Annotated in this window: 4 protein-coding genes and 2 pseudogenes; 3 read left to right on the forward strand and 3 right to left on the reverse strand. The window is 66.2% G+C overall.

Going from position 1 to position 6,602, the window contains the following annotated elements; all coding sequences use genetic code 11:
- Together WDZ95_RS22165 and WDZ95_RS22170 are read right to left on the reverse strand one after the other, a co-directional pair.
- Positions 1-159, reverse strand: a pseudogene (locus WDZ95_RS22165) (sulfate transporter subunit); the annotation flags it as partial.
- A 163-nt stretch (positions 160-322) separates the two neighbouring features.
- On the reverse strand, positions 323-1,339 hold the full coding sequence (locus WDZ95_RS22170; protein WP_287468564.1) for a catalase family peroxidase: 1,017 nt from the start codon (positions 1,337-1,339) through the stop codon (positions 323-325).
- A 179-nt stretch (positions 1,340-1,518) separates the two neighbouring features.
- Here WDZ95_RS22170 and WDZ95_RS22175 point away from each other — a divergent pair, with 179 nt between their 5' ends.
- Positions 1,519-2,238 carry a response regulator transcription factor gene (locus tag WDZ95_RS22175; protein WP_425781689.1) on the forward strand — a complete coding sequence of 240 codons (720 nt, stop codon included), beginning with the start codon at positions 1,519-1,521 and terminating at the stop codon, positions 2,236-2,238.
- Positions 2,235-3,716: an ATP-binding protein gene (locus WDZ95_RS22180; RefSeq protein ID WP_425781691.1), complete on the forward strand. Its 1,482-nt coding sequence runs from the start codon at positions 2,235-2,237 to the stop codon at positions 3,714-3,716. The genes WDZ95_RS22175 and WDZ95_RS22180 overlap by 4 nt, the downstream gene beginning before the upstream one ends.
- Positions 3,717-3,745: 29 nt before the next feature.
- On the opposite strand, the gene WDZ95_RS22185 is transcribed toward WDZ95_RS22180, so the two are convergent.
- Positions 3,746-4,384, reverse strand: coding sequence for a peroxiredoxin (locus tag WDZ95_RS22185; protein WP_287468567.1), 639 nt, complete (start codon positions 4,382-4,384; stop codon positions 3,746-3,748).
- A gap of 281 nt (positions 4,385-4,665) precedes the next feature.
- Between WDZ95_RS22185 and WDZ95_RS22190 the strand changes: the two are divergent.
- Positions 4,666-4,833 (forward strand): annotated as a pseudogene (locus tag WDZ95_RS22190) (helix-turn-helix domain-containing protein); the annotation flags it as partial.
- Positions 4,834-6,602 lie beyond the last annotated feature (1,769 nt).

Raw genomic sequence — 6,602 nt, forward strand, 5'->3', positions numbered from 1 at the left:
GAAGGCCTGGTTGATCTCGACGTAGAGCTCGCGCGTGGGGTCGTAGCTCACGTTGAGCAGCGTGACCGGGGCGGGCTGGGCCAGGGCTGGGCCCAGGCCGGCGGTGAGCGTAAGGGCGCTCAGGCCCAGGGTGTGCAGGAGGTGGCGGCGGGTGGTCATGGGTCGTTCCTTCGGGGGCAGCGGGGGCCGTGATCGGCGAGCCCGGTATGTTCCGGGCAACGCCACCCCGAGGGAACGAATACCTTTTTGCTTGTTTATGACCAAATGATCTGAGCCGCACCGGCGGCCCGCCCCCCGCGCGGCGGCCCGCCGAGCCTGGCCGTCACTGCTGCTTCGCGCCCTCGCCCAGCCGGCGGCCCAGGCCCACCGCGTACGGGGCGGCGCGCGCGGCGATCATCGGATCGGCCGAGGGCTGGATGCCCTTGGGGTAGACCATGGGGTTGTAGGTGATCGTCAGGCAGGCGCCACCCGCGTCCTCAGACACCGAGGTCACCTTGAGCAAGCCCAGGTTGACCTTCTTGCGGCCCTCGGGCAGCGGCACCGTGGCGCTGTCGATCTTGTCGCCGGGCTGGGCCAGCTCGAGGTTGAAGTTGAACGCGACCTTGCCGTCCTTCACCCGCTGCCGCAGGTCGTCGAACAGGAAACTCGGGCCTTTGGCCTTGGCCTCGTCGTCGCTCAGGCCTTGCACGCCGCCCACCGGCTCGAAGATCCATTTGCCGAACTGCGTGGTGCCGCTGGCGTTGACGAAACCGAAGGCGTGCACGCCCCAGTAGTTGACCGCGCCGAAGCTGGCGGGCACGGGCTGCGACGCGAAGTGGCGGCCTTGCAGCAGCACCTCGGGGTTCGCGTCGGCAAACGCCTTCACCTTGGCCGGGTCGGGCATCTTCGTGGCCGGGTCGGGCTGCAGCGAGGCCAGGCGGCCCAGGAACTGCTGCGGCGACGACGCGCCGAACACCGGCGCCGAGATGTTGCCCATCTGCCATTGCTCGCCGCCCGGCAGGTCGAACTGGATGGCAAGGTTGCGCTGCGACTTGGTGTTGTCGGCCGCTTTCGGGTTGGCGCCCCCGACCGAGAACCGGATCACCGCGGGCACTGGCCTGCCGCTGAAGACCGACGCCGTCGACAGACCCCGCGCCTCGGCGGTGCCCACGAACTCGCCCACGGCGCAGATGCCCTTGGCACCCGAGCGGCGATAGCCCTCGAACTTGCCGAAGGTGGCTTCGAACTGGTCGAGGAAGGACGCGGGGTCGACGGGCGCCGCCGCGGGGGATTGGGCAGAGGCGGCGGTGCTCAGCAAAGCGGCCGCGGCCGAGACAAGAAGGATGGCCGGTGATGGCATGGACTTGGCTCCAGAACGGGTTGGGGGAGGGATGCGCGGTAGACGGTCGGCGCGGGGGGCGCGATCGGCGTCCTTGGCACCGGCCGCAATGTGCGCCCGCGGCGCTCCCCAAGTCCTCGCCGAACCTTCAACAATCTGTGAAGTGTCCGGCGCCCGGTCACCGCCGACAATGCCGCCCCATGACCGCCGCCAAAAGGATCCTCATCGTCGAGGACGACGTGCACATCGCCGACCTGCTTCGCATGCACCTCGGCGACGAGGGCTTTGCCGTCGAGCACGCCGCCGATGGCGATGCCGGGGTGGCGCTGCTCGAGCGGGGCCACTGGGACGCGCTGGTGCTCGACCTGATGCTGCCCGGCGTCGACGGGCTGGAGATCTGCCGCCGCGCGCGGGCCATGGCGCGCTACACGCCCATCATCATCACCAGCGCGCGGTCGAGCGAAGTCCACCGCATCCTCGGGCTGGAGCTGGGGGCCGACGACTACCTGGCCAAGCCGTTCTCGGTGCTCGAGCTCGTTGCGCGGGTGCGGGCGCTGCTGCGGCGCACCGATGCCCTGGCGCGAAACGCCAAGCTCGAGGCCGGCACGCTCGAGATCGATGGCCTGCGCATCGACCCGCTGGCGCGCGAGCTGCACCTGGAGGGCCGTCCGGTCGACCTCACCCCGCGCGAGTTCGACCTGCTGCACTTCTTTGCGCGCCACCCGGGCAAGGTGTTTTCCCGCATCGAACTGCTCAACCAGGTCTGGGGCTACCGGCACGAGGGCTACGAGCACACGGTCAACACGCACATCAACCGCCTGCGCTTGAAGATCGAGACCGACCCCGCCCGTCCCGCGCGCATCCTCACGGTTTGGGGACGGGGCTACAAGTTCGGCAACCCCCGGGAGTCGGCGGGATGAGGCGGCGCCTGTCGCTGACGCAGCGCCTGAGCGCGCTGGTGGCCCTGCTGCTGATCGTCTGCGGCGCGGCCTCGATGGCCCTGCAGATGCGCGCCGGCGACCTGCAGGCGCAAGAGGCCATCCAGCGGCTGTCGCTGAACCTGGCGCGCCAGATCGCGGACAACAACCAGCGCGTGCTGTCGCCCGACGGCTTCGATGCGAACGCGGTGAATGGCCTCTTCGGCATGCTGATGCAGGTCAACCCCAGCGTCGAGGTCTACCTGTTGCACGCCGACGGCCGCATCGCGGCCCATGCCGCCGCGCCCGGCCGGCTGCGCCGCGAGCGGGTGGATGTGCAGCCCCTGCAGGCGCTGTGGGACGGCGCCCGCCTGCCCGTGCTGGGCGACGACCCCCGAAGCGCGCAGGCCCGCAAGGTGTTCAGCGCCGCCCCGCTGATCAGCGATGGCCGCGTCCACGGCTGGGTGTACGTGGTGCTGATCGGCGAGGCGCACGAGAACCTGGTGCGCGAGCTCATCGGCGATGGCGTGTTGCGCGCCACCCTGTGGTCGATGCTGCTGGTGATCGCGCTGGGTCTGGTCACCGCCTTCATCGCCTTGCGCTGGATCACGCGGCCACTGCGCGAACTGACCGCCGACGTGCGGGGCTTTGAAACCAAGGACGGTGGCGCGGTGCCGCCGCAACCGATCCCGACGGGCGAGGGGCCGCCCCACGACGACATCCACCAGCTGCGGCACGCCTTCTCGCAAATGACCCGGCGCATCGTCGAGCAGTGGCAGGCGCTGAGCCTGCGCGACCAGGAGCGGCGCGAGATGGTGGCCAACATCTCGCACGACCTGCGCACGCCCCTCACGTCGCTGCACGGCTATCTGGAAACGCTGCGGCTCAAGGACGACACGCTCTCGCCGGCCGATCGGCGCCGTTACCTCGACATCGCGCTGGGCCAGAGCCGCAAGGTGGGGACCCTGGCGCAGTCGCTGTTCGAGCTGGCGCGGCTGGAGCACGGCGGCATCAAGCCGAACCGCGAGACCTTCTCGATCACCGAGCTGGTTCAGGATGTGTTCCAGAAGTTCGAGCTCGCGGCCGAAGCGCGACAGCAACGGCTGGTGGCCGACCTCGCGGACTCGCTGCCCAGGGTCCAGGCCGACCTCGGCATGATCGAACGCGTGCTGACCAACCTGCTGCACAACGCCATTCAGCACTCGCCCGCGGGCGGCGTGATCACGGTGCGTTTGCGTCACCACCACCAGGCCGTCGAGGTGACGGTGCTGGACCAGGGGCCGGGCGTTCCGGAGGGCCTGCGGGCGGTCCTGTTCACCCGGCCGGCGGCCCGCGACGGCTGGCGCTACGGCCCCGAGGTGGCGGGCGGCCTGGGTCTGCTGATCGTGCGGCGCATCCTGCAGCTGCACGGCAGCGACATCGCGCTGGACGACGGGGAGGGCGGGGGAGCGACGTTCCGCTTTCTGCTGGCGGTCAACTGATCCCGCCGCCGGGGTCGGCGCCGGCCGGTTCAACGGTTCGGCTGTGGCGTCAGGCGCAGGTAGGGCCGCACAGCCCGAAAGCCCTTGGGGAAGCGCTCGGCAATCTCGGCCGCATCCTGCAGGCTGGGCAGGATCACCACGTCGTCGCCATCCTTCCAGTCCACCGGCGTGGCCACCTTGTACCCATCGGTGAGCTGCAGCGAATCGATCACGCGCAGGATCTCGTCGAAGTTTCGACCTGTGCTGGCAGGGTAGGTGAAGGTGGTTCGGATCACCTTCTTCGGGTCGATGATGAACACACTGCGCACCGTGGCGTTGGCCGAGGCGTTCGGGTGGATCATGTCGTAGAGCGTGGCGATGCGCCGGTCTGCGTCGGCCAGGATCGGGAAGTTGACTGTGGCGCCCTGCGTGCTTTCGATGTCGGGCACCCACTGTGCATGCGAGGCTAGCGTGTCCACGCTGAGCGCAATGGCCTTGACATGGCGGCGTGCAAACTCGCTCGACAGTGCTGCGGTGCGGCCGAGTTCGGTCGTGCAGACGGGCGTGAAGTCGGCCGGATGGGAAAAGAAAACCACCCAGTGGTCACCCGCCCACTCATGGAAGCGGATAGGACCATGGGTCGAGTCCTGTGTGAAGTCCGGGGCGATATCACCAAGGCGAAGCGTCATGGCTGGGTTCCTTCTCGGGTTGGGTCTGCACATTCTGGTGGGCGTGGGCCCGGACGCCAACGACCGAGTTCTTGTTTGCTCATGTGCTCAAGGCATTTAGGCTGGATACAAAAGGAGCTGGCTTTTGTGAGGGCCATGCGTAGAAACGAAGTTGCCCAGATACACCGGGATGGTTAGAGGCAGAGGTTGGGTAGGCTCTTGGCGCGGTACCGCATGGGCAAGGCCAGACCAATGATCGTGACGCAAGAATGGCAAGGGTTCCTTGAGACCCCTTTGCCGCCATGAATACCTCTGCTAGCCACGCCATTGCCCGCGCTGAGAAACACCTCGCCAATTGCATTCACCAAGCCCGGCGCCGCCGCGGCTGGACCCAGCACGAGTTCGCTTCTCAGGTTGACACCTCCATCAGCATGGTTCGCCGCATCGAGCGTGGTGACCCGGGTGTCTCTCTGTGGATCCTTATGCGCGGCGCGCTGCACCTCGGATTGCTGAGGGCGTTCAACCGGCTGCTGGCCATCCGGCATCGGCAGTACCGCGACAGGCGTGGCCGCAGCGGACATTCGACGCCGCGCCCGGCCGTGGTGGCTGCGCCTGAGCAGGCGACGGTCGACGTCGTTGCGCCGCCTGAAAACCCCCAGCAGTTGCCTCATGAGCCGCAAGCTCGCCTGCTGGATCACCTCACGGTCTACCTCGGGCATGCGTCTCTGGCGCTCGGGAGCCTGAAGGTCTATGCCCAGAACGACGAGGTGTTTTCCGAGTTCGCGCACGACGAGGGCTGGCTGAACAGCTCCTTGACCGGTAGCCCGGCATCGGCTTCGCGCAGGAAGCCAATGATCTGTTCTTCGGTGTATCGCTTCTTTATCGGTCCGATCTCCTTCTCGGGTTGATCGGACTCTAGACCTACGCGCTACAGATATCGGGAGGCAGCGCAAGCCAGCTTCTGCTTCCTAGCCTGGCCCGAGCTCCACCGAAACATGCGTGAGATGGTGCCGCGGCTGGTTGAAACCTGAGCATCCCCGAAAAGTGCAGCTACGACGCCAAGGGCAATCAAGGCAACACCGATAACACTCAACATGGCGTCTTTTTCGATCACTTTCGAAGTCCGCTGCTGGCCGACTGCGGCAGTCTAGCCCTCACCGAGCCAACTGCGAGTCGTCGATCTAGTCGTATCGATGACGAACGACCGCAACGTGGCGCAGAGCGCACATTCAGCGCAGCAGATCAACAAGCAGCAACCGCTGCAGTGCAGCCTTTGGCGTGCGGCCCTAGCTTCAGCGATCTGGCACGCCCCGTGACCTAAGGCAACGGATTTATTGGGCTGCCTTGTCCACGGTTCTGTTGTCGAACTAGCCGCGACTCATGCGCTTGACCACATCGCTGGGAGATGTGGCGACTGCGCCCTATCGGGATCGGCCGAATCGCGGGTTTGAGAGAAAACCCCTCGTGGCCCGCCCACGAGTGCTGCTCCCGGTACTTTTGAGAGCCAAGAGAAATCTCCCAGCCCCCCGCAACCCCGCGCCCCGCCTCGCGTTCGCCCAACAAAAAAGCCCCTGCGTTGCAGGGGCTCCAGACTCGCTGGCGGTGGGGGTAGGCACGACTGAACCCTTCTCAGGCAGAAGTTAGTGAGCGTAAACGTATGGTCTGTTGCAGACCTTTAAAAGAAAAGCGCGCGCACGCGGGCGCGCGCGCAAAAAAGGAAATTTGCCTGTTTGAGTGTGCAAGCGGTACCCCGTGTCCACGCTTTTGCTGAGGACGCATTTTTGTGCAGCACCGCAAAAATTTTGATCTTTGAGTTCGATGGTGGCGGGCTATCTTGATCCGCTGGTAACCAGGTATCACCACTTTTCTCAAGATGCCTCACAGGGCCAAAAAATCGAGCCAAGAAGCCTTCCTCTCTGATGCATGAGGGTTGGGTTAGGGGCGCCTTTGTCCGGATCAGACTTGTTCCTGGCATGCACCTCGGCTGCCACCATTGATCCTCAGGATCAATGGTCCGATCTCCGGCCATCCTTTTCGCTCGTTCTCCCCCATTCGTCGGTCTCGTCCGCCGCGGCTCCTATGTTTCGCTGACATTCTTGGCTCGCTTCGGATAGCTTGGCCTCGAGGTGACGGGGGAGAGCGGATAGTCAGTGAGCCTGCGGTTCCCCCGAAGGGCGGAACCGCAGGGGGAACCGCAGGGGGAACCGCAGGGGGAACCGCAGGGGGAACCGCAGGGGGA

The organism is Hydrogenophaga sp. T2 (assembly GCF_049843535.1).
Lineage (GTDB): Bacteria > Pseudomonadota > Gammaproteobacteria > Burkholderiales > Burkholderiaceae_C > Hydrogenophaga > Hydrogenophaga crocea.